This window comes from Aeromicrobium sp. YIM 150415, from assembly GCF_016918125.1.
GTDB classification, from domain to species: Bacteria; Actinomycetota; Actinomycetes; order Propionibacteriales; family Nocardioidaceae; genus Aeromicrobium; species Aeromicrobium piscarium.
On sequence record NZ_JAERWM010000004.1, the window covers coordinates 238340 to 264930 of the forward strand.

A 26591-nucleotide genomic window follows, 5' to 3' on the forward strand; every position below is an offset into this window, starting at 1 on the left:
CCCCAGCGACCACCGAATCACCTCTTGAGCGCACCTTGTGCGCGTCGTGGTCAGCACCCGGCGAAGAGAATCGGACCGGTGCTGTCCATGAGCGAAGGGCCGCCATCGCGGCGTGTGAAGGACAGCCGGGTCACGTTCTCCTCCACGGTGACATCCGCATCGGTCACCACATCGGTCACGGCACCGGGGCGTCCGATGAACGGGCCCGTCGTCAGCCGTTCGCGCACCCGAGCCTGGCCGGTCGCGAGGCCGGGACTGCTGAAGCCGAGGGCCACCGTGAACGTGCCCTCGCCCACCGCGCGCGCGGCCCATGTCGGCTCGGCGAGGCCACCGGCGCGCTCGGCCGCGGCCTCGCCCTGTTCGGCCACCTGACCGCCCCGGCCCGAGACTCCCGCCGTGGCGCAGGCCCGGTCGCCGCGTTGCAGCAGCATCGCGGCGGGCACCTCCCCCACCGCAGCCACGACATCGCGCACGGCACGCCGTGCCGACAGACCGCCTTCGAGTGCCGTGTCATCGCTCGCGGCTCGCAGAGTCCGACTGCGTTCGTCGACCTCCGCCACCGTCATCGAGGCTGCCAACGCAGCCGGGAGCGGCGCATCCTCGCCGAGCCTCCAGCGCTCGCCGTCGCGCTCGTAGCCGGCAGCCTCCAGAGCATCGGTGATCCGATCCGGCCCGAGCGAGGACGACCATCCGACGGCCAGGGAGCTGCCGGAGTCCGTCAGCGACCCCGCCTCCCAGGCCAGGTCCTGCGGCGAGAAGCCGAAGACCTCCTCCCACTGCGCGGCCTGGGGCGCGACCGCCGAACGCGTGAGGGTGTCGTCGGCGAGGCCCGCGCGTACGGCTGCCGCCAGATCACCGTCGTCGACGTGGGACCAGTCCGTGAACGAGATCTCCACCGCATCGGCCGGGACCGCCGCGAGGGCAGCCGACAGCGGCGAGGACGCCGAGGGCGAAGCGGAACAACCACCCGTGATCAGGGCGAGCGCGACGAACATCACCGCAGAACGCCGCATCGCCCGCCCTCTCGACATGTCCTCGTCACCTTGAGCATGGACAATACTCACCATGTCGCCCCGCAAGGTCGTCCCCGCCGCCGGCGGCGTGGTGTGGCGCAAGCCCTCATCACGCACGGATGGTGTCGAGGTCCTGCTCATCCATCGCCCTCGCTACGACGACTGGACCTTCCCCAAGGGCAAGGCCGAGGCCGGCGAACTACCACCCGTCACGGCGGCTCGGGAGATCCTCGAGGAGACCGGGTTCCGGGTCCGACTCGGCCGGCCGCTGCCGAAGGTCTCCTATCGGATCGCCGGGGGCGTCAAAGAGGTCGACTACTGGATGGCGAAGACCCGCGGGACCTCGGACTTCCAGCCCACCAAGGAGGTCGATTCCTTCCGCTGGTGCACGCTCCGCGCGGCCCGTAAACGACTGAGCTACGAGCACGACATCGCGCTGCTCGACCACGTCGAAGATCTCATCGGGCCCCGGCAGCACGCCACCAGCAGCCTCGTGCTGTTACGGCACGCCAAGGCCGAACAGCGCAAGCACTTCGACGGGCCCGATGACCGTGACCGTCCGCTGGTGGCACCCGGGCTGACGGCCGCGCAGCGCCTGGTCCCGGTGCTCGACGCCTTCGGACCGAAACGGCTGTTCTGCTCTCCGGCCCTGCGCTGCCTCCAGACCCTCGACCCCTACGCCGAGGCCACCGGGCGCTCCGTGATCGCGGACGACCGGCTACTCGAAGGCACGTCCCCGAAGGCCGCCCGCGATGCCGTGCGGGATGCGCTGGCGCACAAGCGGGCGCTGCTGTGCTCGCACCGGCCGGTCTTCCCGGACCTGTTCGCCGCCCTCGACCTCGAGGACCCCGGGCTCACGACCGGCGAGGCGGCGGTCGTGCACCACCGCAAGGGAGCGGTCCTCGCCGTCGAGCGCTGGCGCGGCTGACCCTCCGACCACCTCGCCCTGGGCGGTGAGTTATGCACGTCTCACCCGCTCGGGCGGTGGTTTACGCACCTCTCGCCGGTGGTGAGAGGTGCCTATCTCACCACTCGTCACCCCTGAGACGTGCCTAGGTCACCGCCCGGCGAGCTCGTCGTCACCGGGTCTCCGCGGGACGCTTCGCCGATCGTTCACCTTCCGTTCACCCGCGTTGGGGTTGCGATACATCTAGCCTCCCTAGCGTCGTATCCGACGGGTCGAGACCGACCCGACCGATAGGACCCAGAGAAGGAAATGCCCGTGATGAGCAAGTCCATGCGTAAGGCCGCGGCACTCGGCGCAGGCGCCGTGCTCGCCTTCGGCCTCACTGCCTGTGGCGCCGGGAACGAGACCGGTGACGGCGGCGAGAGCAGCAGCAGCGATCTGTCCGGCACGCTCAACGGCGCCGGCGCCAGCTCCCAGCAGGCGGCCGTCTCCGCCTGGCAGCAGGGCTTCCAGACCGAGAACTCCGATGTGACGGTCAACTACGACCCGATCGGCTCCGGCGGCGGTCGTGAGCAGTTCCTGGACGGCGGTACCGACTTCGCCGGTTCGGACGCCTACCTCGACGACGACGAGCTGACCAAAGCCAACGACCTGTGCGGTCAGATCGTCTCCGTGCCGACCTATGTGAGCCCGATCGCCGTGATCTACAACCTGCCCGGCGTGGAGGACCTGCAGCTCTCCCCCTCGACGATCGGCTCGATCTTCGCCGGTGAGATCACCACCTGGAATGACCCGGCGATCGCCGAGGACAACCCGGATGCCGATCTGCCCGACGGCGCGATCACTCCGGTCCACCGCTCCGACGATTCGGGCACGACCGAGAACTTCACCGAGTACCTGGATGCCGCATCCGAGGGCACCTGGACGGCCGGAGTCGTCGAGACCTGGCCGACGCAGGGCGGTGAGGCCGCCAACGGCACCTCGGGCGTGGTGGCCGCCGTCGAGTCCGGTGAGGGCACGATCGGCTACGCCGATGCGAGCCAGGCCGGCGACCTCGGCAAGGTCGCGGTCAAGGTCGGCGAGGACTACGTCGGCCCGACCGAGGAGGCAGCGGCCCGTGTGCTCGACACCGCCGAGCAGGTCGAGGGACGCGAGGACACCGACATCGCGTTGGAGCTCGACCGGGCGACCACCGAGGACGGCGTCTACCCGATCGTCCTGGTCTCCTATCAGATGGCCTGCCAGACCTACGACGATGCCGACAAGGCCGAGCTCGTCAAGTCCTGGCTGACCTACGTCGTCAGCGAGGAGGGCCAGAAGGCCGCCGCCGACTCGGCCGGCTCCGCACCGCTCACGGACGACTTCCGCGAGAAGGTTCAGACCGCGATCGACACGATCGGCAGCTGATCGGACAGGCCTTGGTCCCGGCGAACGAGGCGCCTCTCGTTCGCCGGGGTCATGGGTTGTCCGCCCAGCACGACCGCACCGCCCCGAAAGGCTCACCATCGTGACCTCGACCCAGTCCCCCGAACGACGGAGGACGACGCCCACCCGCCCGGGTGACCGGATCTTCCGCGGCACCTCCCTCGCCGCGGCGCTGCTGATCCTCGCGACCCTGGCCGGGGTCGCGGTGTTCCTGACCGCCGAGGGCATCCCCGGCATCCTCGCCTCGCCCGATGACGTCAAGCACGGCACCACCTTCGTGGACTACGTCGTCCCGCTGGTCTTCGGCACGCTGCTGGCCGCGGTCCTCGCCCTGACGATGGCGGTGCCGCTCGCGATCGGCGTGGCGCTGTTCATCTCCCACTACGCCCCGCGGAAGCTGGCGGCCCCGCTCGGCTACGTCATCGACCTCCTCGCCGCGGTCCCCAGCGTCGTCTACGGCGTCTGGGGCATCAGCTTCCTGGCGCCGGCGCTCGTACCGCTCTACCGCTGGCTGGAGGACAATCTCGGGTTCATCCCGCTGTTCGCCGGTCCCGCGTCGGCCACGGGCCGCACGATCCTGACCGCCTCGATCGTGCTCGCGGTCATGGTGCTGCCGGTCATCACCGCGATCTGCCGCGAGATCTTCCTGCAGACCCCGCGGCTACACGAGGAGGCCGCACTGGCCCTCGGCGCGACCCGCTGGGAGATGGCCAGGTTGGCGATCTTCCCCTACGCCCGTTCGGGAATCATCTCCGCCTCGATGCTCGGCCTCGGCCGCGCGCTCGGAGAGACGATGGCCGTCGCGATGGTGCTGTCGGCCAGCGGTGTCGTCACCTTCAACCTGATCAGCTCGACGAACCCCTCGACGATCGCGGCCAATATCGCGCTGACCTTCAATGAGGCCACCGGACTGACCGTCAACGCGCTCATCGCCTCCGGACTCGTGCTGTTCGTCATCACCTTCGGGGTCAATTTCGCGGCCCGGGCCATCGTGGACCGCCGCAAGGACTTCTCGGGAGCCAACTGATGACCTCCACGCTGCAGACCCCCCGCCCCGAGTCCGGGGCGTCGCCGATCGCCTCGAGCCTGCGCGGCCGGCAACTCCCCCGCTGGGCGCCGCGTGCGCTGGTCGCCGCCGCTGTGGTGCTGGCTCTCGTGGGCGTCTTCGGCCCCCTCGGATCCTGGCTCGTGCTCGTGGGCTGGTGCGTCGCGGCGGTCATCCCGATCTGGTCGCTGGCCGTCGAGGGACGCCGCAAGGCCACCGACCGGCTCGTGACACTCCTCGTGTCGACCGCCTTCGCGATCACCCTGTTCCCGCTCGGCAGCATCCTGGCGACCGTCATCTCGCGCGGCGCACCCGTGCTGAGCAACGAGTTCTTCACCTACTCGATGCGCAATATCGTCGGCGAGGGCGGCGGCATCTATCACGCGCTGATGGGCACGCTGTTGATCACCGCAGCGGCCGCGGCGATCTCGATCCCGATCGGTCTGTTCACCGCGATCTACCTGATCGAGTACGGCGAGGGCACACGGCTGGCGGCGTGGATCCGCTTCCTGGTCGATGTCATGACCGGCATCCCGTCGATCGTCGCGGGTCTCTTCGCCTACGCGCTGTTCGTCATCTTCTTCGGACCCGGGGTGCGGATGGGCATCGGCGGCGCTGTGGCGCTCTCGGTGCTGATGATCCCCGTCGTCGTGCGCTCCTGTGAGGAGATGCTCAAGCTCGTGCCGAATGAGCTGCGCGAGGCGTCGTACGCCCTCGGTGTGCCGAAATGGCGCACGATCGTCAAGGTCGTCCTCCCGACCGCGCTGGCCGGGATCGTGACCGGCGTGACCCTCGCGATCGCCCGCGTCATCGGCGAGACCGCTCCCCTGCTCGTCATCGCCGGACTCACCGACTCGGTCAATCTCAACCTCTTCGACGGACGCATGGCCACGCTGCCGGTGTTCACCTACTTCTCGATCATCGTCCCGGGCGTGCCGCCGGGCCCCAGCATCGATCGCGCCTGGGGAGCGGCCCTTGTGCTGCTCATCATCGTGATGCTGCTGAACCTCGGCGCACGGCTCGTCTCGTACTTCTTCAGCCCCAAGGGAGAGCGGTAAATCCAATGGCCAAGAGCATCGACGTCAGCGACCTCGACATCTACTACGGCGACTTCCTCGCCGTCGAGGGCGTGACCATCCCCATCGCCGCGCGATCCGTGACGGCCTTCATCGGCCCGTCCGGTTGCGGCAAGTCGACCTTCCTGCGCTCGCTCAACCGCATGCACGAGGTGATCCGCGGCGCCCGCGTCGACGGCAAGGTCCTCATCGACGGCCAGGACCTGTATGCCGACGATATGGACCCGGTCAACGTGCGCCGGCTCATCGGCATGGTGTTCCAGCGACCCAATCCGTTCCCGACGATGTCGATCGCCGAGAACGTGCTGGCAGGTCAGCGACTGAACAGCAAGCGGATGAAGAAGAAGGAGGCCGACGAGATCGTCGAGCGCTCCTTGCGCAGCGCCGGACTGTGGAACGAGGTCAAGGATCGCCTGGACCGTCCCGGTTCGGGGCTGTCGGGCGGGCAGCAGCAGCGGCTGTGCATCGCCCGCGCGATCGCCACACAGCCCGAGGTGCTGCTCATGGACGAGCCCTGCTCGGCCCTCGACCCGATCTCGACGAGCATCATCGAGGACCTCATCCACGAGCTGAAGACCGACTACACGATCGTCATCGTCACCCACAACATGCAGCAGGCGGCGCGTGTCTCGGACACCACGGCCTTCTTCAACCTCGCCGGAGTCGGCCAGCCGGGCAAGCTCGTCGAGCACGGCGACACCTCGACGATGTTCTCCAATCCCGCGGACCCCGCCACCGAGGCCTACATCCAGGGCCGCTTCGGCTGACCGGGTCCTTGAGCGTGGGGGCCGCCCACACGCAAAGAGTTCTTCAACGCTGGGGACGGGCGGGGACCGGGCGGACCGGCTCCGCACGTCGCGTATCGAATCGTGTGCTCGCCAAGGCTCGCTCTGACCACGTCACCAGATCGAGCACCTCACGCGCGATGAACGCCGTCGTTCCGCGTTCAATGGACTTCGTCGCCAGGACTCCGGCCTGGCGAAGCTCATCCAAAGCCGCGCTGGCGGCCGGATAGGAAACATCGAGGATCCTCGCGAGGGTCGTCGCGGTGAGAACCGGCGCCTCAGGTAGATGCACGAGCACCCTCGCCACTGCGGAATCGGCGCGAGGCGCGGCTCTCAATCCGGCGGCCATGCGGTACTCCGCGAGCCGCTCGGTCCACCGTTCACGGAGTTCTTCTATGGCACTGACGAGCTGTTGGGACTGTTCCACCGCGATCTCAGCAGCGGTCACGAAGGTCCGGAGCCACGCGTTGATTGCCATGCCGGCCGGCGGACTGCCCGGCGCCGCATCGTGCCGGTAGCTGTCCAGACCCGTGATGTACTCGTCGGTCAACGTCGCGAGCACCAGGCTGACCGGCAACACTGCCTGCTCGGTCAGACCGCGTCGGGCAAGCACCGTATGTATCAGGGCCCTGCCGACACGGCCATTGCCATCGGTGAAAGGATGAATGGTCTCGAACTGGGCGTGCACGATTGCCGCTTGCACCAGCGGCGCGTGTGCGGCGCCGTTCAGATACCTCAGGAGATCGGTCATGAGACCGACGACCCGGTCCGGATCCGGGGGCACATATGCCGCGTCGATCGGGCTCCAGTCCGACGTTCCTATCCAGTTCTGCACTGTACGCAGCTCATGGTGGCGTGGTTCGTTCGGCAGCAACGAACGATGTAGCTCGACGATGTCCTCCACGGCCACCTTGTCAGCCACAACCAGCTCCGTCGTCGCCTCACGCACGATCGTCATGTTGTTCGCCACGAGCTGGGCCTGCTCACTGACCCCCCGCACTGACTCGGACTGCCCGAGTTCGGCGATCGCGACCTGCTGAGCCGACGGCGCGATCCCCTCGATCCGTGAGCTGGCGATGGCCTCGGATCGCAAAAGGAAACGGGCTATGCCGGCGAGACCTTCGGCACCCGGACCGTTGAGCGCACGCAGCTTCCGCTCCACCACCGCGACATCTCGTGACAAGTCGCCATCGATCGCCAGCGCCATGCCGTCGATGGCATCGGGAAGATACCGACGGTAAGCGCCAGAGCGCTGCGCGGCGCGGGGAACGCCAGAGTCGACCGTGGACTCCCAGTACGGACGTTCCCAGCTCCCCATGGATTTTCCTTTCATGCTCTACGACCTCGTTAAAGGATAGGACGACAAAGTTACATCCGGGCACCGACAGTCCAAGGAAAGTCCACCGGAGAAGGCTGACGCTCTTCAGCGCTCCTTCAGTGAGGTTCTGGGAGGATCAGGACGTGCGCATCCTGGTGGTCGAGGACGAGGTCCGGCTGGCGGCGGGGCTCGAGGCCGGCTTCGAGGCCGAGGGGTTCGCTGTCGACATCGCCCGCACCGGCACCGACGGCCTGTGGCTCGGCCGCGAGAACGACTACGACGCGATCGTGCTCGACATCATGTTGCCCGGACTCAACGGTTTCAAGGTCTGCGAGTCTCTGCGCCACCACGAGGTCTGGACCCCCGTGCTCATGCTGACCGCGAAGGACGGGGACTGGGACCAGATCGAGGCGCTCGACGGCGGGGCCGATGACTACCTCACCAAACCCTTCTCCTTCGACGTCCTCCTCGCCCGGCTACGGGCGCTCGTGCGGCGCGGTCAGAGCGCGCGCCCCGCGGTGCTCACGGCCGGCGATCTCACCCTCGATCCGTCGACGCGGGTCGTCAACCGCGACGACACGAGGATCGAGCTGACCTCGCGCGAGTTCGCCGTGCTCGAATACCTGTTGCGTCGCAAGGGCGAGGTCGTCTCCAAGTCCGATGTCCTCGGCAATGTGTGGGACTTCGAGTTCGACGGCGATCCCAATATCGTCGAGGTCTACATCCGCCACCTGCGCAACAAGGTCGACCGGCCCTTCGACCGCGCGGCGATCGAGACCATCCGTGGCGCCGGCTACCGCCTCGCCGCGGACGGAGGATGACCATGTCCTCGGTGCGCGCTCGCATCACTCTGGGTGCGAGTCTGATCGTCGCGGCCGTGCTCGTCGCCGGGGCGATGCTGTTCACGTGGACGCTCGAGCGCACCCTCACCTCCTCGGTCGCCGACGCCGCCGAACGCTCGGCGGACGCGCTCGCCCGCACCCTGGACGAGGACGACGACCGTATCACCGGCACCGATGACGACGATCTCGTCCAGCTGCTCGACGAGGACGGCACCGTGCGGGCATCCAATGACGAGGCCTCGGGGCTGCCCGCGATCACCGATCCCGACGGAGACGAGCGGACGATCGAGGTCGACGGCGACCGTTTTGTGGTGGTCACGTCCTCCGCCGAGGACGGCGTGCTGGCCCTCGGCGTGCCGCTCGACGACGTCGAGGACTCCGTCGATGCCACGCGCGGTCTGCTCTGGATCGCGGTGCCCGTGCTCGTCGTCCTGGTCGCGGGGGTCACGTGGGTGACCGTCGGGCGGTCGCTGCGGCCGGTGGAGCGCATGCGCGGCGATGTCGCCGGTATCGGCGCGAGCGACCTCACCCGGCGTGTCCGGGTGCCACCCGGCCGCGACGAGATCCCGCGGCTCGCCCGCACCATGAACGCGATGCTGGAACGTCTCGACGCCTCCTCCCGCCAGCAACGACAGTTCGTCTCCGATGCCTCGCACGAGTTGCGCTCCCCCATCGCTGCGATGCGCCAGAGTGCCGAGGTGCTGCAACGCCACCCGTCCGCTGACCTGGACCTTCCGGCGACCGTGCTGGCCGAGACCGACCGGCTGGACGGTCTCGTCTCGGCCATGCTCGTCCTGGCCCGCTCCGACGAACACGGGCTGGCGCTGCGGCGTCAGCCGGTCGACGTGGACGACCTGGTGCTCGCCGAGACGACTCGCCTGCGCGCCGCAGGACTCGAGGTCGATGGCTCGGCGATCGCACCGGCGCGGATCGACGCTGACCGACGCTTGCTCGGCCAGGTGGTACGCAATCTGGCCGACAACGCCGCCCGCCACGCCCGGACAGCGGTCGCGTTCTCGGTGAGCGAGGGGGACGGCCGGGCGACGATCACGGTCGACGATGACGGCGACGGCATCGCGGCCGCGGATCGCGAGCGCGTGTTCGGACGCTTCGTCCGCCTGGATGAAGGACGCGCCCGCGACGCGGGTGGGAGCGGCCTCGGGCTGGCGATCGTCGCCGAGGTCGTGCGCGCGCACGGCGGCCGGGTCGGCATCGACGACAGTCGTCTCGGAGGCGCCCGCTTCACCGTCCAGCTGCCGGTGCACCCGCCCGAGACACCGGCGCCCTGACCGCACGTCCCGCCGGCGGCGGTAGACCGTCAACCTCACCTCACGCGTGGCGGTAGACCGTCAACCTCATCACCACACCATGGGGTTGAGGTTCTACCGCTGCCCACCACACGACGTCACTACACTCATGCCATGCGTGTTCCGGGGCTGTTCGCCGGTGTGACGATCTCCGCCTTCCTGCTCGCCGGCTGTACGAGCGACCCGGAGCCGTCCACGAGCTCCGGGGACCTGTCTGCCCTCCCCGCAGGCGGCATGATCGGCCTGTCCGACCGGGCCGCGGTGCGTGATATCGCCGGCGAGGATGCCGACGACCCGTGGAAAGTGGCAGCCGGCTCCGTCGCCGGCCCGCTGGGCAGCTACGAGCGCTATCTCGCCGAGGAGCTGGAGATCGATCTGTCCGCAGCCGATCGCGTCCTGTACGGCGGCGAGGGCCCGTCGGCGGTCCTGCTCGTCCTCGGCGGGCAGGATCCCGCTGCGGTGACGGCCGCGGCTCGGGATGCCGGCTGGTCCGGTGACGAGGTCCTGAGCCATGAGGGCGAGGGCGACAACGGGCTCACCGTTCCCGTGACCCAACTGCGGGTCGAGGACGACCGCGTGATCGTCGGCGGTATCGGCAGCGATCTCTCACGCATCGGCGAGACGGCCGGCGACGATGAGACCACGAGGGCGCTCGTCGACTGCCTCGACGATCCGCTGGCGGCCCTGGTGGCTTCTCCGGCCGAGACACCACACGCGGTGGGGGTGCGGGACGTCGACGGCGAGGCGCGGAGCACGATCTGCCTGATCGGCGACGAGGACGACGGCGATCGCGTTGCCGAGGCCGTGGACGGCACCATGCCGAGCGGACGTCCCTACGACGAGCTGATCGCGGACCCCGAGGTCGAGACCGTCGGCGATGCGGTCCGGATCACCGTGACCAACACGTCCGATGCCCAGCCGGCGACGATCGTGCAGATGATGCTGCGCCGCGAGCTGCCCGGACTCACCTGATGCGGGGCGTTCAGGCCCGGAATCGGGAGATCGCGTAGAGCGCGACACCGGTGGCCACGCCCGCGTTGAGCGACTCCAGATCGCTCGACATCGGGATGCTGACCAGCTGATCGCAGGTCTCACCGACGAGCCGTGAGAGTCCCTTGCCCTCGCTGCCGACGACCACGACGAGCGGTCCGTCGGCGAGGTCCAGCTCAGGGAGGTCGACATCACCGTCGGCCGCCAGGCCCACCACCATGAGGCCGGCCTCTTGGTACGCCTTGAGCTGTCGCGTCAGGTTGGTGGCCCGTGCCACCTTGACCCGCGCTGCCGCGCCCGCCGAGGTCTTCCAGGCCGCTGCGGTCATCTGCGCCGCGCGGCGCTCGGGGATGACGACCCCGTGGACGCCGAAACCGGACGCCGAGCGCACGATCGCCCCGAGATTGCGCGGATCGGTGATGCTATCGAGCACCACGATGAGCGCCGGCTCCCCCCGCTCGGCGGCGATCTCCAGCAGATCGTTGGGATGGGCGTATTCGTAGGCGTCGAGCTTCGCCGCGATGCCCTGATGGACCGCGCCGCCGGTGAGCCGGTCGAGCTCGGGGCGGCCGATCTCCAGCATCGAGACATTCTGCTCGGCGGCGAGGCGGAAGATCTCACGCAGGCGCTCATCGCGCTCGGTGCCTTCGGCGACGTACACGGCATTGACCGGCACCGTGGCGCGCAGCAGCTCCACCACGGAGTTGCGTCCCGCCACCCACTCGGCACCGCCATCGCTCGGCTTGCGCTTGGGCTTGGCCCGCTCGCGCTTCTCGGCGGCCTGCACCATCTTGTACTTCTTGTGGTTCGGGCGGTCCTCGGCGCGGGGTGTCGGTCCCTTGCCCTCGAGTCCGCGGCGGCGTCTGCCTCCGGAACCGGCCGTGGGGTTGCCCTTGCCGGTCTTCTTGATGGCGCCGCGACGCTGGCTGTTGCCGGCCATCAGCGGTCCTCCTTCACACTCCAGCGGGCGCCCTGAGGGGTGTCCTCGATGGCGACGCCCGCGGCGGTCAATTGGTCACGGATGCGGTCGGCGGCCGCGAAATCCTTGGTGGCCCGCGCCTCGGCGCGGTGGTCGAGGAGCTGCTGGACCAGTGCGCCGAGCGCCGCGTCCGCCGCCCCCTGATCGCGGCCCGAGCCCCAGTGCGGGTCCAGTGGATCCAGGCCGAGGACATCGAGCATGGCACGCACCGCCCCGAGGGCCGCACGCAGGTCCTCGCTCGGCCCGCCACCGAGCAGCCGCTGGCCAGTGGTGACGGTGTCCTGCAGGATCGCGAGCGCTGCCGGCACCGAGAGATCGTCGTCCATCGCCTCGGCGAATGCCGGCGGGATCTCCCCGTCGTCGCATCGGCCGACCAACTCGGCCGCACGCGTTACGAAGCCCTCGATCCGGGCCATCGTGGTGGCGGCCTCGGCGAGCGACTCCTCGCTGTACTCGATGATCGAGCGGTAGTGCGCGGCCACGAGGTAGTAGCGCAGGGCGATCGCGGGTACGCGCTTCACGACCTCCGCGACGGTGAGCGTGTTGCCCACCGACTTGCTCATCTTGGACGAGCCGAGGTTGAGCATGGCGTTGTGCATCCACACCCGCGCGAACGGCTGACCGGCGGCCCGCGACTGCGCCAGCTCGTTCTCGTGGTGCGGGAAACGCAGATCCAGGCCGCCGCCGTGGATGTCGAACTCCGGGCCGAGGTACTTGGCGGCCATCGCCGAGCACTCCAGGTGCCAGCCGGGACGGCCACGGCCCCAGGGAGTCGGCCAGGAGGCGGACTCCGGCTCGCCCTCCTTGTGGCCCTTCCAGAGCGCGAAGTCGCGAGGATCGCGCTTACCGTCGGCGGGAGCGTCAGGCGCCTCCTGCATGTCGTCGATCGACTGATTCGACAGCTCGCCGTAGGCGGGCCAGGAACGGACGTCGAAGTAGACGTCCCCCGAGCCGTCCTCGGCCGCGTAGGCGTGCCCACGTTCGATGAGCGTCTCGATCATCTCGATCATCTCCGGGACGTGGCCGGTCGCCCGCGGCTCGTAGGTCGGCGGTTCGCACCCCAGGACCTCGTAGGCGGCGTGGAGCGCGCGCTCATTGCGATAGGCGACGGCGAACCAGGGCTCACCGCTCTCGGCTCCCTTGGCGATGATCTTGTCGTCGATATCCGTCACATTGGCGACGATGCGCACGTCGTAGCCGGCTCGCTCGAGCCAGCGCCGCAGGACGTCGAAGACGACCTCCTTGCGGATGTGACCGATATGCGGCGGACCCTGCACCGTGAGCCCGCAGTGGTAGATCCCGACACGACCCGGCACCACCGGGTCGAGCGGCGTGATCTGCCGGGTCGCGGAGTCATACAGATGGACGGTCACGGGTCCAACCCTATCGGCAGGGGGCTGTGGACCGCCGACGCGCCGGGAGGGTCCAGCACGGCGTCGTCAGGCGCCGCTGCCGCCGACCTGCGGAGCCTGCTCCAGGTAGGGACGCAGCCCGGTCGCCAGGAGGTACACGCGATCGTCCAGGCGATTCATCCGCTCCGAGAGGGACGCCGATGCGGCTCGGGACTCCGACCGCGCGTCCGCGATGTCCTCCTTCACCTCCGACCGCAGGCCGGCGATGTCCTCCTTCACCTCCGACCGCAGGCCGGCGATGTCCTCCTTCACCTCCGACCGCAGGCCGGCGATGTCCTCCTTCACCTCCGACCGCAGGCCGGCGATATCTTCCTTCACCTCCGATCGCAGATCGGCGATATCGCGTTTGAGCTCGGCACGGAAGCTGCCCAGTTCGCGGCGCAGCATCACGTAGAGGCTGCCGAAGCTCGCCACGATGGCGAAGAGCGACACCCAGGTCTGCAGATCCATGCCCAACACCCCTTCAGTGTGACCGATCCGGTCGTTCCTTTCCACTGACGTTAGGCAGCGTCACCGCCCCCGGACAGGTGCGCCGAGAGATCTGTGGATGACGCGGAACCCGGCCTCGCTTGTGGACGGCGGGCCGGGATCGAATGCCCACTACGCTGAGGACATGGCTGCGATCCCCCGCATCGGTATCGGCACCGACGTGCATCGACTGGTTCCCGGCCGCGAGCTCTGGCTGGCGGGGCTGCACTGGCCCGATGCCGAGAACGGACTGGACGGGCATTCCGATGGCGACGCGGCCGCCCATGCGATGGTCGACGCCCTCCTGTCGGCCGCCGGACTGGGCGACATCGGGGAGCGCTTCGGCACTGCGTCACCGGAGTTCGCCGGCGCCTCGGGGCTGGTCTTCCTCGGCGAGACCGCACGACTGGTGCGCGCCGAAGGGCTGGAGATCGGCAATGTCGCGGTGCAGGTGATCGGGAACCGTCCGAAGATCGGCTCGCGACGAGCCGAGGCCCAGCGCATCCTCGGCGACACGATCGGAGCCCCGGTTGCGGTCTCCGGCACGACGACCGACGGCCTGGGCCTCACTGGGCGGGGCGAGGGAATCGCGGCGATCGCCACCGCGCTCCTCCTCGGCTGAACGGCCGCGATGCGCGCATCACCTGGGTGATGAGAAAAGACGAACGGCGCCCGATCCCTTGATCCGGCGCCGTTCGACAGTCAGGACACTTCAGGACGCGAGAACCTCGTCCAGTCGCGTCTCGGCCTTGTCCTCATTGGTGTTCTCCGCGAGCGCGAGTTCCGAGACGAGGATCTGGCGGGCCTTGGAGAGCATCCGCTTCTCACCAGCCGACAGTCCACGCTCGTGGTCGCGGCGCCACAGGTCGCGGACGACCTCGGCCACCTTGAGCACATCACCGGAGTGCAGCTTCTCCAGATTCGCCTTGTAACGGCGGGACCAGTTGGTGGGCTCCTCGACGTGCTCGGCTCGCAGCACCGAGAACACCCGCTCCAGACCAGCCTCATCGACCACGTCGCGCACGCCGACCAGATCGACATTGCACGCCGGGACGCGTACGACGAGGTCGTTCTGCGCCAGGACTCTCAGAACGAGGTACTCGCGGATCTCCCCCTTGATCGTTCGTGTCTCGATGTCTTCGATGACTGCAGCGCCGTGATTCGGATACACAACGGTTTCGCCGACAGTGAAAGCCATAGACATTGCACCTTTCCTCGACATCCAGGATATCACGGGTTTCGGACGTACTTCCCGGCCGTTTTCGCCCCCGGCCACGCCCTCCGATACGATGCACACCGTGAGCCTTCGACGACGCCGCATCGCCGCCATCGCCCTGGTCGCCGCTTCCCCGCTCGTGCTGTCTGCCTGCGGAACGAGCTTCAGCGCGCAGACCAACCAGCAGTATCAGCAGTCGATCGGCGCCAACCTGCGCGACACCGACGCGCCGGTGCAGATCTACAACGGGCTGTTCGTCGACAATGGCGACGGCACCGCCACCTTCTCCGGCGCCCTGCTCGCCCGCGCGGAGGATCAGGTCGTCGAGTCGGTGGAGGTCACCTCCAGCGGCACCGATGTCAATGCCTCGCCGTCGGGCACTCCCACGCTCGTCGACCTGCCCAATGGCATCGAGCTCACCGCCGAGCTCCTGGCCCCGGTGGGCGCCGACGGCGAGATCATCGTCGAGGACGACGAGGTCGTCGAGGGTCGCTACGCCCTGGTGACCCTCAATCTCTCATCCGGGCAGCAGGTCTCGCTCAATGTCCCGGTCGTCGCTCGAAGCGAGATGTACTCCTCGGTCGCGACGGAATCGCAGACCCCGAGCCCCGAACAGCTGGCCGAGCTCGAGGCCGCGGACCTCGAATCCACGGAGTGAGTTCTTCCGATACCTGACAGAACGGGCCGCCCCTCGGGGCGGCCCGTTCTCGTCGGTGGAGTGGGAGGGGCTCAGCCGGAGACCGGCAGCTCCCCGGTGACCAGGAAGACCACGCGCCGGGCCATGTTGACGGCGTGGTCCCCCAGCCGCTCGTAGTAGCGGCCCAGCAGTGCCAGATCGATCGCCGGCTCGAGGCCGTGGTCCCAGGAGTCGTCGAGCACGATGCGGAACAGCTCGGTGCGCAACCGGTCCATCGTGTCGTCCTCGAGCTCCAGCCGAGCCGCGGCGGTGACATCGCGGTTCGCGACGATCCGTGAGGCCTGGTCGATCATCGAGTCGGCCACCGAGGCCATCGATCGGATCGTGGGCTGCACGGCGAGAGGAACGGCCGACTCCGGCATTCGCCGTCGCGCGACCTTGCTGACGTGCACCGCCAGGGCGTTCATCCGCTGCAGATCCGCCAGCATCCGCAGAGCAGCGACGACCTGCCGCAGGTCCGAGGCCACCGGCTGCTGCGTGGCGAGCACCACGAAGGCGCGTTCCTCGACCTCGTCGATGAGCTCGTCGACATCGCGGCCGCTGTCGATGACCCGCTCGGCGATGGTCGTATCGGCATCGAGGAGGGCCGTCGTCGACTCGGCGACGGCTCGACGCACGGTGGTGGTGAGGGAGACGAGGTCCTCGACGATCCGGTCGAGCTGCTCGTAGTACTGGTCACGCATGGAGCCGACCGTACGCCGCGCGGGTGAACACTCGGCGACGCGTGGTGAACGCCGCATGAACGACAGCCGAAACCCTGCCGCCTCCACGGCCGGCGTGGGGACACCGGGTGAACGGCAGGCCTACGATCGTCGGTGTGGAAGCCAGCGCCAGCTACGTCATCGTCGGGATGCTCGGAGTCGTCCTCGGAGCCGCGCTGGCGTGGGTCTGGCGATTCAGCGAGTCACGGCAGCAGACGCTGCCTCCTTCCGAGGAGCCGCTCGTCCCGCGGGGAGTCGAGGACGTGCTCGCCGTGCTGTCCTCCTCGGCGGTGCTCCTGGACAGCTCGGACACCGTCGTCCAGGCGTCGGCACCGGCGATCGCGCTGGGCGTGGTCGCCGGCGACGAGCTGCGCCCGCCCGAACTGGCCGCGCTCGCTCGCGACGTGCAGCGCGACGGGCAGGTCCGGGAGGCCGATCTCATGATCCGTCGGCGGCGCCGCGCACCGCTCAATGTCCATGCACGCGTCGCGCCGCTGACGAGTTCGCTACGTCTCGTCCTCATCCAGGACCGCACCCGTGAGCGGCAGGTCGAGACCATCCGCCGCGACTTCGTCGCCAATGTGAGTCACGAGCTCAAGACGCCGATCGGGGCGATCAACCTGCTGGCCGAGGCGGTCGGCGAGGCGGCCGACGATCCCGAGGCGGTCGTGCGGTTCTCGGCGCGCATGCGGGCCGAGAGCGACCGCCTCACGCGTCTGGTCCAGCAGATCATCGACCTCTCCCGGCTCCAGAACGACACCGCGAGTGACGACACGGCCGTCGTCAAGGTCGACGAGCTCATCGCCGAGGCGGTCGAGCACTCGACCACGGCCGCCGATGGCCGCGAGATCGAGATCACGGTGAACTCGCTTACCGAGCTCGCGGTCTACGGGGACCGCGCACAGCTGCATTCGGCGGTCAGCAATCTGGTGGAGAATGCGGTCACCTACAGCGATCGCGGTGGGCGAGTCGCGATCAGTGCGGAGCGCGCCGGGGAGGACGTGCGGATCACCGTGTCGGATACCGGCATCGGCATCCCCGACGAGGAGCTCGAGCGGATCTTCGAGCGGTTCTACCGGGTCGATCCGGCGCGGGCCCGGGCGACCGGGGGCACTGGACTCGGGCTGTCGATCGTCAAGCATGTCGCCGCCAGCAACGGCGGCACCGTGGAAGTCTGGAGCGAGCCGGGGGTCGGCTCGTCGTTCACCCTGGTGCTGCCGGCGCCGGGACTCGAAGAGGAGCACATGTGACCAAGGTCCTGATCGTCGAGGATGAGGCCTCCTACAGCGAGGCCCTCTCCTATGTGCTGCGCAAGGAGGGTTTCGACGTGGCGGTGGCCGAGACCGGCCCGGATGCCGTCGACCTCTTCGATCGCGGCGGCGCCGATATCGTCCTGCTCGACCTCATGCTGCCCGGCATGCCTGGCACGGAGGTCTGCCGGCACATCCGGCAGACCTCGGCCGTCCCGATCATCATGGTGAGCGCGAAGGACACCGAGGTCGACAAGGTCGTCGGCCTCGAGCTCGGGGCCGACGACTATGTCACCAAGCCCTACTCGCCGCGCGAGCTCCTCGCGCGCATCAGGGCGGTGCTGCGGCGCGGCATCCCGGCGCCAGAGGCCGCCGACGAGTCGGCACTCCAGGTGGGTGCCGTGCGCATGGATGTCGACCGGCACACCGTCACGGTGGGCGGCGAGGAGGTGCGCTTCCCGCTGAAGGAGTTCGAGCTGCTGGAGTACTTCCTGCGCAATCCGGGCAGGGTGCTGACCCGCGGCCAGCTCATCGACCGGGTGTGGGGAGCCGACTATGTCGGTGATACCAAGACCCTCGACGTCCACGTCAAGCGTCTGCGCGCCAAGATCGAGGACGATCCTGCCCGGCCGGTCCTCCTCACGACCGTCCGCGGGCTCGGCTACAAGTACGGCAGCTGAACACCGACGCCGGGCGGTGAGTCCTCCCGCACCCGCGCGATGGACGGTGGGCTATCCCGCACTCAGAGCGTTGAAGTGCGGGATCACTCACCGCCCACCGGAGCGGAGGCGAGACGGATCAGCGGCCCTGGTTGGCGACCGCGGCGATCGCATCGGCGGCGGCGTCCGGGTCCAGGTAGCGTCCACCGGGCTGGGTGGGACGCAGGTCGTCGTCGAGGTCGTAGACGAGCGGGATGCCGGTGGGGATGTTGAGTCCCACGACCGCCTCCTCGCTCAGGCCGTCCAGGTGCTTGACCAGACCGCGCAACGAGTTGCCGTGCGCGGTCACCAGCACGACCTTGCCGTCGCGCAGATCGGGGACGATCTGGTCGTACCAGTACGGCAGCATCCGGTCGATGACCTGCGCGAGCGCCTCGGTACGCGGCAACAGCTCCGGCGGGAGCTCCGCGTAGCGCGCATCGCCCACCTGGCTGTACTCCGAGTCGTCGTCGAGCGGCGGAGGAGGAGTCGCGTAGGACCGGCGCCACAGCATGAACTGCTCCTCGCCGAATTCCTCGAGCGTGGCCTTCTTGTCCTTGCCCTGCAGCGCTCCGTAGTGACGCTCGTTGAGGCGCCAGGAACGCTTGACCGGGATCCAGTGCCGGTCGATGCCGTCGAGGGTGATCTGGGCGGTGCGGATCGCCCGCCGCAGCAGCGAGGTGTGCAGGACATCGGGGAGGATGCCCGCCTCGGCGAGCAGCGCAGGAGCGCGCTCGGCTTCCGCGACTCCCTGCTCGGTGAGGTCGACGTCGACCCATCCGGTGAACTGATTCGTGGCGTTCCAGACGCTCTGGCCGTGACGCAGCAGGACGAGGGTGCTCATGACCCCAGCCTAGTGGTCGGCCCCGCTCCCCATCCTGAGGTCTCCCACGGACGAGCCCCGCTGACCGCCGGGCACCTCAGCCGGGCGGTGAGCTGTCAACCTCCTACCTGGGGCCTCGATGGTTGACAGCTCACCAGCATTCGGTCCTGACGCATCGCGGTGGCCAGTCAACGACGTGGGCACCTCTGCTGGTTCATCACGCACCGCGATCGCGCCTCCCCACATCGTGGTGACTCACCAACCACCTAACGAGGGCGGCGGCTCCTCCGGCGACCGACGCGGTGGTTGACCACTCACCGCCGACGGAGGAGGTGCTCGCGTGATCGCCCCGGTGGCCGCCGAAGCACATCCTCGCGTGGTCCTAGGCTGGGCCCATGGACTCCTCGTGGATCGAGCATCATCGCGGACGTGACGGCGAGCGCCTCGGATGGATCCGGATGGATGGCGAGGGGTTCGTAGCCGTGGACCTGCTCGGTCGCGAGCGCACCGGGATCGTCGACTGGGAGACCGCGGAGGCCGCACTCGATGAGCTCGGGATCGGCTACCTGGCCGATCTGTACGAGCTCGAGGTCGAGGACGACAGGTGGCTGCGCGTGCGGGTCGCCGAGGTGACCGCGGACGTCATCACGGTCAAACAGGACGACGGCGGCGCCGTCGGCGCGCCGCAGATCTACTACCCGCTGCCGTTCCCCGCACCCACCTCGCTGCGACCGCTGCGTCGCTGAGGACCCGTCAGTCCTCGTCGCGAGCGATGCGGTGCAGCGCCTGCAGGTAGTCGTCCTGCGAGTGCACGCCGCTGATGGTCCGTGAGGCGTCGACGACGATGAACGGGGTCACCTCGACACCCAGATGCTCGGCGGTGGCCCGCTGTTTCGCGACATCCTCGGCATACTCGGTGCTCGCCAGCAGGCCGTCGGCGGCCTCGAGATCCAGTCCGTAGAGGGCGGCACGGCTCGCGAGCACGAAGTGGTCGGCGATGTCGGCTCCCTCGAGGAAGTGCGCGCGCCACAGCTGATGCAATAGCTCGCGCTGGACGTCGTCGCCGGACTCGACGGCCCAGGTCAGCAGCCGCCAGGCGTCCGTCGAGTCGGCTGGGACGATCTCGTCGAGATTGAACTCGATGCCGCTGATCCGCGCCGCAGGCGCGACCTCGACGGCCGGGGGCGCACCGGGGACGGAGCACGCGCGATAGCCGATGTCGATGGGCTCGCCGGTCAGGATCGTGTACATCGCCGCCGCCCGCTCGAAGCGCACCGCACCGATGTACGACCACGCATCGGTCACGTCGACGAAGACCGTCGCCTTCACCGTGCCACCCCCTGGACTGAGATCAGCGCGTTCACTCGTCACCGCCGGCAGGACGCAGATGACGGAAGGCCTCCAGATTGCGGGTCGACTCGCCCCGCGACTCGCGCCAGGCCCACTCCTTGCGGATGGAGCTGGCGAATCCGAGCTCGAGGATGGTGTTGAAGGACTCGTCGGAGTAGGTGAGCACCGAGCCGAGCAGCCGGTCCAGCTCCTCGGCCGTGACGGCGTGCAGCGGCATCCTGCCATCGAGATAGATGTCGCCCGCCGCGTCGACGGCGAAGGCCACCCCGAAGAGCTTGAGATTGCGTTCGAGCAGCCACCGGTAGACCCCCTCGTGGTTCTCATCGGGGTGCCGGGCCACGAAGGCGTGCACACTCAGCGCGTGCCGGCCGACCTCGAGCCGGCAGGTCGTGGTGAGCTTGCGCTCCCCGGGAAGATCCACCTCGAAGACGTCCTCGCCGTGCCGCACCCAGGTCAGGCCGGCGTCGTCCAGCGTCGTGGCGATGGTCTCGTGTACGGACGCGGTCATCGTGCCTCCTTCGCGTGACGCCACCGCGCCGCCGCCTCGTAGCACGCGATCATGCGATCGGCGGTGGCCTCCCAGCTGAACAGCTCGGCATGGGCGACGGCCTTGGCACCGGCCGTGGTCCGCAGGCCGGTGTCGGTCAGATAGGGAGCGAGAGCCGCGGCGTACTGCGACGGGTCGTGGTCGTCGACGAGCGTGCCGGTCACGCCGTCGGCGACGGCCGTGGTGAGGCCGCCGACCCGTGCCGCGACCACCGGCGTGCCGCATGCCTGCGCCTCGATCGCGACCAACCCGAAGGACTCGTTGTACGACGGCACGCAGACGACGGACGCCGCGGCGTACCAATCCGCGAGCCTCGCCTGGTCCACGGTCGGCACGAAGCGGACTCCGTCGGCGATCCCGAGCTCCCGCGCCAAGTCCTGCAGTTCGGTGGGACGCTCCAGACCGCTGCCCGAGGCCCCGCCGATGACGGCCACCTCGGCGGGGATGCCGTGACGCTGCCGTAGGAGCGCGGCCGCCTTGAGGACCAGATCAGGGGCCTTGAGCGGCTGGATGCGGCCGGCGAAGACGATGAGCGGGGTCTCTCGATCCACCCCCAGCCGGTCGCGGGCGGCTTCCCGGTCGCGGGCGCTGAAGACGTCGAGGTCGACACCGGGGTGGACGACATCGACGCGGCTCGGGTCCGCTCCGTACAGCTCCAGCAGCTCGCGTCGTTCCTCATCGGTATTGGCGACGAGCCAGTCCGCGTGCCGGACGATCTCCTCTTCGCCCCACACCCGGCCCATCGGCTCGGGAGAGTCGCCGTCGGCGAGTGCGGCGTTCTTGACCTTGGCCATCGTGTGCATCGAGTGCACGAGGGGGACGCCCCAGCGCTCGCGCAGCACTGTGCCGACCTGTCCGGACAGCCAGTAGTGGGAGTGGATGAGATCGAAGTACCCCGGTCCGTTCTCGACATCGACGCGCATCACATCGCGGACGAAGGAGCACAGCTGAGCGGGGAGGTCGTTCTTGGTCAGCCCGTCGAAGGGCCCGGCCGCGACGTGATGCACGCGGATGCCCGGCTCGGCGTCGAGGACCGGAGGGAGATGTCGCGACGTGGCGCGGGTGAACACGTCCACGGCGACGCCGCGCTGCGCCAGCCGGCGTGAGAGCTCCAGGACGTAGACATTCATCCCTCCCGCGTCGCCGGTGCCGGGCTGCTCGAGCGGCGACGTGTGCGCCGACAGCATGGCGATTCGGCTGATATCCACCTAGGCATTCTCGCGCATCGCCCCTGAAGGGCACTCCGAGCGGTGGCTCATTCTCAGACCAGCCAGGCGACGAGGAGGAACGACACCCCCGCCGCAACGCCTGTGCTCACGGCCGAGAGTACGGCGAGCCGGCCGGTTCCGCGTGCCAGCATGCTCAGCCGCACGCCGAGGCCGAGCGCGAACATGCCGGCCGCGAGCAGGGCTGTGGTCGCGTGATCGGCGAGGTCCAAGACTCCCGCGGGCAGCAGTCCGGTCGTCCGGATCAGGACCGCGATGACGAAGCCGACGACGAACCACGGCACACCACGGGGCCCGCCCGCGGCCCGCGAGACGACCAAGGACATCGGCGCCAGCGCCACCACGCGCAGCAACTTGACCGAGACCGCGATCCCCACGGCGAGCGGAGCGGCCGCCGAAGCCGCCGCGACCACCTGGGCCACCTCGTGCACGCTCGCGCCGGCCCAGACCGCGGCCTGCCGGTCGCTCAGTTCCAGGAGTCGGGTGACCGCCGGCACGATGAGGATCATGGCGCTGCCGAAGATCGTCACCATCGCGACGGCTTGGGCCACCGCCTCACGACGGGCGCGGACGAGGTCCTGGACACCGGCGATGGCAGCCGCGCCGCAGATCGAGAAGCCCACGGCCACCAGGGTGCGTAGATCCTCCTCGACACCGAGCCATCGGCCCACCAGTTGTGTCGCGATGTAGGTCGCGGCGATGGTCGCCACCACGATGACGATCCCCGCGAGGCCGACCTGCGCGACGACATCGGCACTGAGACGTAATCCGAGCAGCACCACGCCGAGTCGCAGGGTGGTCTTGCCCAGCACTTCGATCGACGCGGTGGACCACGGGAGCTGCGCGCACAGCACGCCGGCCACCAGGGCCAGCATCAGCGGGCTGACGGGGCCGCCGTCGAGGAAGAGCGCCGCCACCGCGACCACCGCGAGCGGCAGGAGCGGACGGAGCGGGAGAGCCATGGGTCCAGCCTCGACGCGATCGGCCACCCGCAGTAGACCCGCGATCGCCCCCGGGTCATAAACTGTGTCTATGACTCCCGATCTCGAGGCCGCCGAGGTCCTGCTCGCGGTGGACGAGCTCGGCAGCATCGGCCGGGCCGCCGAACGGCTGGGGATCACCCAGCCCGCCGCGAGCGCTCGGCTGCGGTCGCTGGAGACACGGTGGGGACTCACCCTGGTGGAACGCTCGGCCCGAGGATCCCGTCTCACCGCCGACGGACGAGCCGCGGCCGGCTGGGCCGCGGCCGTCATGGAGCAGGTCGAGGCCATGACCGCCGGACTGCACGCCCTGCGCCGCGGCCACGATCGCGATGTGTGGATCGCCGCGAGCCTCACCGTGGCGGGCTTCTTCGTCCCCGCGTGGCTGAGCGAGCTGCGGACGCGCCGCCCCGATGCCGCACCCCATCTCGACGTCGTCAACAGCACGAATGTCATCGATCGCGTGCGCCGTGGCGAGGCCGATCTCGGGTTCATCGAGACCGCCGACCTCCCCACCGATCTCGCCACGCGTCGAGTCGGCATCGACGCGCTCGCGGTCGTCGCCGCCCCCGGGCACCGGTGGGCGGAGACCGAACGGCCGGTGACGGCCGCCGACCTGGCGGCCGAACCGCTCGTCCTGCGTGAGCCGGGCAGCGGCACTCGCCGCACCTTCGACGCCACACTGGGGATGACGCCCACCGTGGCCCTGGAGGCCGGATCGACCGCCAGCCTCATCGGCGCCGCGCAGGCCGGCATCGGACCGGCCGTGGTCTCGCGGCGCGCGGTGCGCGGGCACCTCGACCGCGGCGAACTCGTCGAGATCGCGACCGACCTGGACCTGCGCCGCCCGCTGACCGTGCTGTGGTCATGGGACCGCCGGCTGTCCGCGACCGCCGAGGCGCTGTTGCTGATCGCCACCGGGAAGACCTGATGCGACGATGGACCCCATGACCTCTCCACGCGTCGCCGTCGTCACCGGCGCCAGCAGCGGTATCGGTGCCGCCACGGCACGGACCCTCGCGGCCGAAGGCTTCCACGTTGTCTGCGCCGCCCGCCGGACCGAACGCATCGAGACGCTCGCCGCCGAGATCGGCGGGACGGCGGTCACCTGCGATGTCACCGACACCGGCGCGGTGGCCGAACTGGCCGAGGCCGTCGGCCCCCACCTGGACGTGCTCGTCAACAACGCCGGCGGCGCGGTCGGACTGGAAGCGGTGGTCGACGGCGACCCCGCGGACTGGCGGCGGATGTACGACATCAACGTCATCGGCACGCTCAATGTCACGCGCGCTCTCATCGGCGCCCTCCGATCGGCCCCGAGCGGCACCGGCACGATCGTCAACATCAGTTCGACCGCGGGCCATCGCGCCTACGAGGGTGGAGGCGGCTACACGGCCGCCAAGCACGCGCTCACGGTGATGACCGAGACCCTGCGCCTGGAGCTCAACGGCGAACCGATCCGGGTCAGCGAGGTGGCTCCGGGCATGGTCCACACCGAGGAGTTCTCCCTCACGCGGTTCCGCGGCGACCAGGACCGCGCCGATCAGGTCTACGCCGGAGTCGACCAGCCCCTGCTCGCCTCCGACATCGCCGACGCGATCGCCTGGATCGCCACGCGACCGGCCCACGTCAACGTCGATCTGATCGTGGTCAAACCCGTCGCCCAGGCTGCTGCGCACAAGGTCGCGAAGGGGCCGCTGACGCCGCGCTGAGCGGCAAGCCGATTTGCAGCACACACGTCTCGATGCCACAGTGGGGCACGGTTTTTACCTCAATTCCAAGGAGTGACCGTGGCCACAGCCACACAAGACGGCGTCGCGACCCTGCGTCGCGGCGTGTTCTACCCGGCGCTGGGGTTCCTCGGCCTCGTCGTCGCGCTGAGCATTATCTTCCCGAACACCGTCGGCGATGTCCTGGGCACGCTGCAGTCGAATGTCGTCAGCGGACTGAGCTGGTACTACGTGCTGATCGTCGCCGGCTTCGTCATCTTCGCCGTCTGGATGGGTGCCGGACGCTTCGGTGACATCACCCTCGGCAAGGACGACGACGAGCCCGAGTTCGGCATCTTCGCCTGGTTCTCGATGCTCTTCGCCGCCGGCATGGGCATCGGCCTGGTGTTCTCGGGCGCCTCGGAGCCGCTGACCTTCGTCTCCGATCCCAAGCCGGGCACGGACGGCAATGTCGACGGGGCGATGTCGCAGGTCTTCCTGCACTGGGGCTTCCACGCGTGGGGCATCTACGTGGTCGTCGGCCTCGCCATGGCCTACGCCATCCACCGCAAGGGCCGCCCGGTGTCACTGCGATGGGCCCTCGAACCCCTGCTCGGCGACCGGGTCAAGGGCTGGATCGGCGATGCCATCGATGCCTTCGCGATCGTCGGCACCGTCGCAGGTGTCGCCACCTCGCTCGGCCTGGGCGTGGAGCAGATCTCCGCCGGCCTCGTGCACCTCGGCCTCTTCGAGGAGGTCCTCGACTGGCATCGCGTCGCGCTCATCATCGGCATCACCGCGATGGCCACGCTCTCGGTGGTCAGCGGCGTCGGCCGCGGCATCAAGTGGCTGTCGAATATCAACCTGGGACTGGCGGGCGCCTTCATGCTCACCGTCCTGATCCTCGGCCCGACCCTCTTCCTGCTGCGCGACTTCGTGCAGAACATCGGCAACTACCTGTTCAACCTCATCCCGCTGAGCTTCGACACCGGCGCACTGACCGGAGCCGCCGGCATCGAGTGGCAGTCGGCCTGGACCACCTTCTACTGGGGCTGGTGGATCTCCTGGTCCCCCTTCGTCGGCCTGTTCATCGCGCGCATCTCCCGCGGACGCACGGTCCGCGAGTTCGTCGCGGGCGTCATGCTCGTGCCGGTGCTGGTGACGATGGCCTGGTTCACCGTGATGGGCGGCACGGCCATCTACAAGGAGGCCACCGAGGGCGGACTCACCAATGCCGACGGCACCGTCACAGCCGAGAACTCTCTGTTCGACATGCTGAACAGCCTGCCGCTCGGCACGTTGCTGTCCGGAGTCGCGATCATCATGATCGTCATCTTCTTCGTCACGTCCTCGGATTCTGGCTCCCTCGTGGTCGACATGCTCAGCCATGGCGGACACCCCGAGCCACCCACGTGGAGCCGCGTCATGTGGTCCTTCCTGGAGGGCGGGGTGGCGATCGGCCTGCTGCTCGCCGGCGGACTGACAGCGCTGCAGACCGGCGCGATCCTGACGGCTGTGCCCTTCAGCCTCGTCATGATCGCCATGTGCGTCGCGACCTATCGCGCGTTGAAGACCGAGCATCGCGAGATCCGCCGGCTGAGCCTGCGAGCACGCCAACGCGAGCTTCAGCTGGAGCTCTCCGAGCAGATCACGCCGGCCCTCACGGAGCACGTCGTCGACGAGCTCTCGGAGAACTTCGACGATCACTTCGGCGATCAGGTCGACGAACGCGTCACCACCGCGCTCGACGACTACGACTTCGAATCGACCGAAGAGGACGACGGCAACGACAATCAGCCCAAGAGCTGACGCCGTCGACAGCAGAAC

At 69.0% G+C, this 26591-nt stretch carries 28 protein-coding genes; 16 read left to right on the forward strand and 12 right to left on the reverse strand.

Features of this window, described 5'->3' with window-relative positions; translation table 11 throughout:
* Positions 1-50: 50 nt before the first annotated feature.
* Entirely contained in the window at positions 51-1031 is a 981-nt protein-coding gene (locus tag JL108_RS02835) for a hypothetical protein (protein WP_205196858.1), read from the reverse strand.
* Positions 1032-1065: 34 nt separating this feature from the next.
* On the opposite strand from JL108_RS02835, the gene JL108_RS02840 reads away from it, so the two are divergent.
* From JL108_RS02840 to pstB, 5 genes are all read left to right on the forward strand, one after another.
* Positions 1066-1941, forward strand: a complete 876-nt coding sequence (locus tag JL108_RS02840; RefSeq protein ID WP_205196859.1) for an NUDIX domain-containing protein — start codon at positions 1066-1068, stop codon at positions 1939-1941.
* A gap of 297 nt (positions 1942-2238) precedes the next feature.
* Entirely contained in the window at positions 2239-3327 is a 1089-nt protein-coding gene (pstS, locus tag JL108_RS02845) for a phosphate ABC transporter substrate-binding protein PstS (protein ID WP_240190518.1), read from the forward strand.
* 100 nt (positions 3328-3427) lie between these two features.
* Complete coding sequence (gene pstC / locus JL108_RS02850; protein WP_307837165.1) at positions 3428-4372, forward strand: phosphate ABC transporter permease subunit PstC; 945 nt, start codon at positions 3428-3430, stop codon at positions 4370-4372.
* Complete coding sequence (gene pstA / locus JL108_RS02855) at positions 4372-5448, forward strand: phosphate ABC transporter permease PstA (protein WP_143911154.1); 1077 nt, start codon at positions 4372-4374, stop codon at positions 5446-5448. Before pstC ends, pstA begins: the two co-directional genes overlap by 1 nt.
* 5 nt (positions 5449-5453) lie before the next feature.
* Entirely contained in the window at positions 5454-6233 is a 780-nt protein-coding gene (gene pstB, locus JL108_RS02860; RefSeq protein ID WP_205196863.1) for a phosphate ABC transporter ATP-binding protein PstB, read from the forward strand.
* Between the two features lie 43 nt (positions 6234-6276).
* Here pstB and JL108_RS02865 read toward each other — a convergent pair whose 3' ends face one another.
* Positions 6277-7569 carry a Fic family protein gene (locus tag JL108_RS02865; RefSeq protein WP_205196865.1) on the reverse strand — a complete coding sequence of 431 codons (1293 nt, stop codon included), beginning with the start codon at positions 7567-7569 and terminating at the stop codon, positions 6277-6279.
* 143 nt (positions 7570-7712) lie between these two features.
* On the opposite strand from JL108_RS02865, the gene JL108_RS02870 reads away from it, so the two are divergent.
* From JL108_RS02870 to JL108_RS02880, 3 genes are all read left to right on the forward strand, one after another.
* Entirely contained in the window at positions 7713-8390 is a 678-nt protein-coding gene (locus tag JL108_RS02870; RefSeq protein ID WP_205196867.1) for a response regulator transcription factor, read from the forward strand.
* A gap of 2 nt (positions 8391-8392) precedes the next feature.
* Positions 8393-9700 (forward strand): cell wall metabolism sensor histidine kinase WalK, encoded by a 1308-nt coding sequence (locus JL108_RS02875; protein ID WP_205196868.1) that lies wholly within the window; start codon positions 8393-8395, stop codon positions 9698-9700.
* 132 nt (positions 9701-9832) lie between these two features.
* Complete coding sequence (locus JL108_RS02880) at positions 9833-10690, forward strand: hypothetical protein (protein ID WP_205196870.1); 858 nt, start codon at positions 9833-9835, stop codon at positions 10688-10690.
* Between the two features lie 10 nt (positions 10691-10700).
* Here the strand turns inward: JL108_RS02880 and rlmB are convergent, their stop codons facing one another.
* The 3 genes from rlmB to JL108_RS02895 form a co-directional block, all read right to left on the reverse strand.
* Positions 10701-11648 carry a 23S rRNA (guanosine(2251)-2'-O)-methyltransferase RlmB gene (rlmB, locus tag JL108_RS02885; protein WP_143911149.1) on the reverse strand — a complete coding sequence of 316 codons (948 nt, stop codon included), beginning with the start codon at positions 11646-11648 and terminating at the stop codon, positions 10701-10703.
* The gene (gene cysS, locus JL108_RS02890) at positions 11648-13060 is read right to left on the reverse strand and encodes a cysteine--tRNA ligase (protein WP_143911148.1); all 1413 of its coding nucleotides are present in this window, start codon (positions 13058-13060) and stop codon (positions 11648-11650) included. The genes rlmB and cysS overlap by 1 nt, the downstream gene beginning before the upstream one ends.
* A 66-nt stretch (positions 13061-13126) precedes the next feature.
* Positions 13127-13549 (reverse strand): hypothetical protein, encoded by a 423-nt coding sequence (locus JL108_RS02895; RefSeq protein ID WP_205196872.1) that lies wholly within the window; start codon positions 13547-13549, stop codon positions 13127-13129.
* Positions 13550-13712: 163 nt separating this feature from the next.
* Between JL108_RS02895 and ispF the strand changes: the two genes are divergently transcribed.
* Positions 13713-14189 (forward strand): 2-C-methyl-D-erythritol 2,4-cyclodiphosphate synthase, encoded by a 477-nt coding sequence (gene ispF / locus JL108_RS02900; RefSeq protein WP_205196874.1) that lies wholly within the window; start codon positions 13713-13715, stop codon positions 14187-14189.
* 90 nt (positions 14190-14279) lie between these two features.
* Here ispF and JL108_RS02905 read toward each other — a convergent pair whose 3' ends face one another.
* Positions 14280-14765 carry a CarD family transcriptional regulator gene (locus JL108_RS02905; protein WP_143911146.1) on the reverse strand — a complete coding sequence of 162 codons (486 nt, stop codon included), beginning with the start codon at positions 14763-14765 and terminating at the stop codon, positions 14280-14282.
* Positions 14766-14865: 100 nt separating this feature from the next.
* Here JL108_RS02905 and JL108_RS02910 point away from each other — a divergent pair, with 100 nt between their 5' ends.
* Complete coding sequence (locus tag JL108_RS02910) at positions 14866-15441, forward strand: hypothetical protein (protein WP_205196876.1); 576 nt, start codon at positions 14866-14868, stop codon at positions 15439-15441.
* 71 nt (positions 15442-15512) lie between these two features.
* Here the strand turns inward: JL108_RS02910 and phoU are convergent, their stop codons facing one another.
* Positions 15513-16163, reverse strand: a complete 651-nt coding sequence (phoU, locus tag JL108_RS02915) for a phosphate signaling complex protein PhoU (protein WP_143911144.1) — start codon at positions 16161-16163, stop codon at positions 15513-15515.
* 134 nt (positions 16164-16297) lie between these two features.
* On the opposite strand from phoU, the gene JL108_RS02920 reads away from it, so the two are divergent.
* Together JL108_RS02920 and JL108_RS02925 are read left to right on the forward strand one after the other, a co-directional pair.
* Positions 16298-17431, forward strand: a complete 1134-nt coding sequence (locus JL108_RS02920; RefSeq protein ID WP_205196878.1) for a cell wall metabolism sensor histidine kinase WalK — start codon at positions 16298-16300, stop codon at positions 17429-17431.
* Entirely contained in the window at positions 17428-18111 is a 684-nt protein-coding gene (locus tag JL108_RS02925; protein ID WP_205196880.1) for a response regulator transcription factor, read from the forward strand. Before JL108_RS02920 ends, JL108_RS02925 begins: the two co-directional genes overlap by 4 nt.
* A 118-nt stretch (positions 18112-18229) precedes the next feature.
* Here the strand turns inward: JL108_RS02925 and JL108_RS02930 are convergent, their stop codons facing one another.
* On the reverse strand, positions 18230-18973 hold the full coding sequence (locus JL108_RS02930; protein WP_205196882.1) for a phosphoglyceromutase: 744 nt from the start codon (positions 18971-18973) through the stop codon (positions 18230-18232).
* Between the two features lie 374 nt (positions 18974-19347).
* On the opposite strand from JL108_RS02930, the gene JL108_RS02935 reads away from it, so the two are divergent.
* Positions 19348-19698 carry a hypothetical protein gene (locus JL108_RS02935; protein WP_205196884.1) on the forward strand — a complete coding sequence of 117 codons (351 nt, stop codon included), beginning with the start codon at positions 19348-19350 and terminating at the stop codon, positions 19696-19698.
* 7 nt (positions 19699-19705) lie between these two features.
* On the opposite strand, the gene JL108_RS02940 is transcribed toward JL108_RS02935, so the two are convergent.
* The 4 genes from JL108_RS02940 to JL108_RS02955 are packed head-to-tail and all read right to left on the reverse strand — an operon-like array spanning position 19706 to position 23037.
* Entirely contained in the window at positions 19706-20281 is a 576-nt protein-coding gene (locus tag JL108_RS02940) for a DsbA family protein (protein ID WP_185972909.1), read from the reverse strand.
* A 31-nt stretch (positions 20282-20312) separates the two neighbouring features.
* On the reverse strand, positions 20313-20810 hold the full coding sequence (locus JL108_RS02945) for a YbjN domain-containing protein (RefSeq protein ID WP_143911138.1): 498 nt from the start codon (positions 20808-20810) through the stop codon (positions 20313-20315).
* On the reverse strand, positions 20807-22057 hold the full coding sequence (mshA, locus tag JL108_RS02950; RefSeq protein WP_307837166.1) for a D-inositol-3-phosphate glycosyltransferase: 1251 nt from the start codon (positions 22055-22057) through the stop codon (positions 20807-20809). The genes JL108_RS02945 and mshA overlap by 4 nt, the downstream gene beginning before the upstream one ends.
* Positions 22058-22110: 53 nt before the next feature.
* Complete coding sequence (locus JL108_RS02955) at positions 22111-23037, reverse strand: YeiH family protein (RefSeq protein WP_205196885.1); 927 nt, start codon at positions 23035-23037, stop codon at positions 22111-22113.
* A 70-nt stretch (positions 23038-23107) separates the two neighbouring features.
* On the opposite strand from JL108_RS02955, the gene JL108_RS02960 reads away from it, so the two are divergent.
* The 3 genes from JL108_RS02960 to JL108_RS02970 all read left to right on the forward strand — a co-directional run bounded on the left by JL108_RS02960 (position 23108) and on the right by JL108_RS02970 (position 26573).
* Positions 23108-23986: a LysR family transcriptional regulator gene (locus tag JL108_RS02960; protein WP_205196887.1), complete on the forward strand. Its 879-nt coding sequence runs from the start codon at positions 23108-23110 to the stop codon at positions 23984-23986.
* 16 nt (positions 23987-24002) lie between these two features.
* Positions 24003-24767 (forward strand): SDR family oxidoreductase, encoded by a 765-nt coding sequence (locus JL108_RS02965; RefSeq protein ID WP_205196889.1) that lies wholly within the window; start codon positions 24003-24005, stop codon positions 24765-24767.
* 78 nt (positions 24768-24845) lie between these two features.
* Complete coding sequence (locus JL108_RS02970; protein WP_307837167.1) at positions 24846-26573, forward strand: BCCT family transporter; 1728 nt, start codon at positions 24846-24848, stop codon at positions 26571-26573.
* Positions 26574-26591 lie beyond the last annotated feature (18 nt).